The organism is Streptomyces sp. SID11385 (assembly GCF_010548245.1).
Lineage (GTDB): Bacteria > Actinomycetota > Actinomycetes > Streptomycetales > Streptomycetaceae > Streptomyces.
On the sequence record NZ_JAAGLR010000701.1, the window covers coordinates 1 to 3,504 of the forward strand.

The 3,504-nt window shown below is 75.3% G+C and carries 2 protein-coding genes and 1 pseudogene; all 3 read right to left on the reverse strand.

Features of this window, described 5'->3' with window-relative positions; genetic code table 11:
- Positions 1–1,404, reverse strand: a 1,404-nt coding sequence (locus G3I42_RS21465) for a biotin carboxylase N-terminal domain-containing protein (protein ID WP_164288306.1), incomplete at its 3' end; no start/stop codon positions are given.
- A gap of 94 nt (positions 1,405–1,498) precedes the next feature.
- Entirely contained in the window at positions 1,499–3,097 is a 1,599-nt protein-coding gene (locus tag G3I42_RS21470; RefSeq protein WP_164288308.1) for a carboxyl transferase domain-containing protein, read from the reverse strand.
- Positions 3,094–3,504: pseudogene (locus tag G3I42_RS21475) on the reverse strand (exopolyphosphatase); the annotation flags it as partial. The pseudogene G3I42_RS21475 and the gene G3I42_RS21470, both read right to left, overlap by 4 nt.

Consider the following 3,504-nt stretch of genomic DNA (forward strand, 5'->3'; position numbering starts at 1 on the left):
GCGCTCCGCCGCGGCGGTGCGGGCCTGGGCGACGGCGGCGGCGAGCGCGGCCAGTTCCTCCGTGCGGGCGTCGCCGGGTGCGGTCAGTTCGGCGAGGCGACGCCCGTAGAAGGAGGTGTCGGCGCCGCCCGCGACGACCTCGGGGTGCCGCAGCGTGCGGGCGAGGAGGTCGCGGTTGGTGACGGGGCCGTGGAGCGTGGTGCGGTCGAGCCCGTCGGCGAGGGCGCGCAGGGCGGCGGTGCGGGTGGGGGCGTGGGCGACGAGTTTGGCGAGGAGCGGGTCGTAGTGGACGCCGATGGTGTCGCCGTCGGTGACTCCGGCGTCGGTGCGCAGGTGGGCGGGGGTGCGGAAGCGGTGCAGGCGTCCGGTGCGGGGGCGCCAGTCGTCGGCGGGGTCCTCGGCGTACAGGCGGGCCTCGACGGCGTGCCCGCGGGGTGCGGGCGGGGCGGGGGGCAGGGGCTCGCGCTCGGCGACGGCGATCTGGAGGGCGACGAGGTCGATGCCGTAGACCGCCTCGGTGACGGGGTGTTCGACCTGGAGGCGCGTGTTCATCTCCAGGAAGTGGGCGCGGTTCTCGTCGACGAGGAACTCGACGGTTCCGGCGCCGGTGTACGCGACGGCGCGCGCGGCGGCCTCGGCGGCGCGGTGCAGGCTCTCGCGCAGCGCGGGCGGCAGGTGGGGCGCCGGGGCTTCTTCGATGACCTTCTGGTGGCGGCGCTGGAGGGAGCAGTCGCGGGTGCCGAGGACCCACACGGTGCCCTGGAGGTCGGCGAGGATCTGCACCTCGACGTGCCGGCCCCGGTCGAGGTACGGCTCGGCGAACACCTCGTCGTCGCCGAAGGCGGCGCGGGCCTCGGCGCGCGCGGCGGTGAGTGCGGCCGGCAGCTCCGCGAGGTCCCGTACGAGCCGCATGCCGCGCCCGCCGCCGCCCGCCGCGGCCTTGAGAAGCAGCGGGAGGTCCTTCCCGGTGGCCCGCGCGGGATCGACGGCCGCGAGGAGAGGGACGCCCGCGCGGGCCATGAGGTCCTTGGCGCGGGTCTTGGACGCCATCGCCTCGATGGCTTCGGGGGGCGGGCCTATCCAGGTGAGTCCGGCTTCGGTGACGGCGCGCGCGAAGGCGGCGTTCTCGGCTAGGAAGCCGTAGCCGGGGTGCACGGCGTCGGCCCCGGAGGCCCTGGCGGCGTCCAGGAGCAGGTCGGCGCGCAGGTAGGTGTCGGCGGGCGCGGCGCCGGGGAGGCGCACGGCGAGGTCGGCCTCCCTCGTGTGGGGAGCGTGCGTGTCGGGGTCGGAGTGGACGGCGACGGTGGTGATGCCGAGCGTGCGGCAGGTGCGCTGGACGCGGCGGGCGATCTCGCCGCGGTTGGCGACGAGGAGACGGGTGACGGGGCGCGGGGTGACGGTCATGGGGTGACTCCTCTCGCGGGTGGTGGCGGGTGCTCTCGTACGGGCGCGGGCGGCGGGCGGCACGCGGTCCGCGCCGGGCGCTCCCGCGGCGCCCTCACATGCGGAAGACACCGAACCCCCCGCGGTTGCCCCGGACTTCGGCGGTGTGGACGGCCGAGAGGCACAGGCCGAGAACGGTGCGCGTGTCGCGCGGGTCGATGATGCCGTCGTCGTAGAGGCGCCCGGAGAGGAAGACGGGCAGGGACTCGGCCTCGACCTGCTGCTCGACCATCGCGCGCAGCGAGGCGTCCGCGTCCTCGTCGTACGGGCGGCCCTTCGCTGCGGCCGAGGCGCGGGCGACGAGCGAGAGGACCCCGGCGAGTTGCTGCGGGCCCATGACGGCGGACTTGGCGCTGGGCCAGGCGAAGAGGAAGCGCGGGTCGAAGGCGCGTCCGCACATGCCGTAGTGGCCGGCCCCGTAGGAGGCGCCGAGGAGGACGGAAAGGTGCGGGACGCGGGAGTTGGCGACGGCGTTGATCATCATGCTGCCGTGCTTGACGATGCCGCCCTGCTCGTACTCCTTGCCGACCATGAAACCGGTCGTGTGGTGGAGGAAGAGGAGGGGGATGTCGCGCTGGTTGGCGAGCTGGATGAACTGGGCGGCCTTCTGCGACTCCTCGCTGAACAGGACGCCGCGCGCGTTGGCGAGGATGCCGACCGGGTAGCCGTGCAGGCGCGCCCAGCCGGTGGTGAGGCTCGTGCCGTAGAGCGGCTTGAACTCGTCGTAGTCGGAGTCGTCGACGAGGCGGGCGACGACCTCGCGCGGGTCGAAGGGCTCGCGCAGGTCCTCGGGGACGAGGCCGAGGAGTTCCTCGGGGTCGTGGCGGGGCGGTGCGGCGGCTTCGGGAGCCGGGTGGGCCTTGCGGTGGTTGAGGCGGGCAACGATGCGGCGGGCGAGGCGGAGGGCGTCGGGCTCGTCGCGGGCGAGGTGGTCGGCGAGGCCGGAGGTGCGGGCGTGCATGGCGGCGCCGCCGAGTGCTTCGTCGTCGCTCTCCTCGCCCGTGGCCATCTTGACGAGCGGCGGGCCGCCGAGGAAGACCTTCGCCTGGTCCTCGACCATGACGACGTGGTCGGACATGCCGGGGATGTACGCGCCGCCCGCCGTGGAGTTGCCGAAGACGACGGCGACGGTGGGGATGCCCTCGGCGGACAGGCGCGTGAGGTCGCGGAAGAGCGCGCCACCCGGGATGAAGATCTCCTTCTGCGAGGGCAGGTCGGCGCCGCCCGACTCGACGAGGCTGATGACGGGCAGCCGGTTGGCGCGGGCGATCTCGTTGGCGCGCAGCGCCTTCCTGAGCGTCCACGGGTTGCTCGCGCCGCCGCGCACGGTCGGGTCGTTGGCGGTCACGACGCACTCGACGCCGCTGACGGTGCCGATCCCGGTGACGAGCGAGGCGCCCACCGTCCAGTCGCTGCCCCAGCCGGCGAGCGGGGACAGTTCGAGGAAGGGCGTGTCGCGGTCGAGGAGGAGTTCGACGCGCTCGCGGGCGAGGAGTCTGCCGCGCCCGTGGTGGCGCGTCACGTACTTCTCGCCGCCGCCCGCGAGGGCCTTGGCGTGCTCCGTGCCGAGCGCGGCGAGCTTGTCGAGGAGCGCGGCGCGGCGTGCGAGGTGGTCGGCTGCGGTGGGGTCGACGGTGCTGGTCAGTACGGTCACGCGCGGGTCTCCTCGGGCGCTTCGGGGGGCTCCGGTACGGGGCCGAGCAGGCCCTCCGGTACGTCGGTGCGGCGCGCCCGCAGCCACTCCCCCAGCGCCTTCGCCTGCGGGTCGAAGCGGTCGCGCGCCGCGGCGCCCTCGCCGAGGAGGCCCTCGATCACGAAGTTGACGGCGTGCAGGTGGGGCAGGACGTGGCGGGTGACGGTGAGGGGCGCGGTCTCGGGGAGGAGGGTGCGCAGGCGCTCGGTGGTGAGGTGGTGGACGAGCCAGGGCCACGCGGCGGGCTCGCGCGCCCAGACGCCGAGGTTGGCGTCGCCGCCCTTGTCCCCGCTGCGCGCCCCGGCGACGTACCCGAGCGGGACCCGGCGCACGGGACCGGGCGCGGGCGGCGGGGGCAGTGCGGCGGC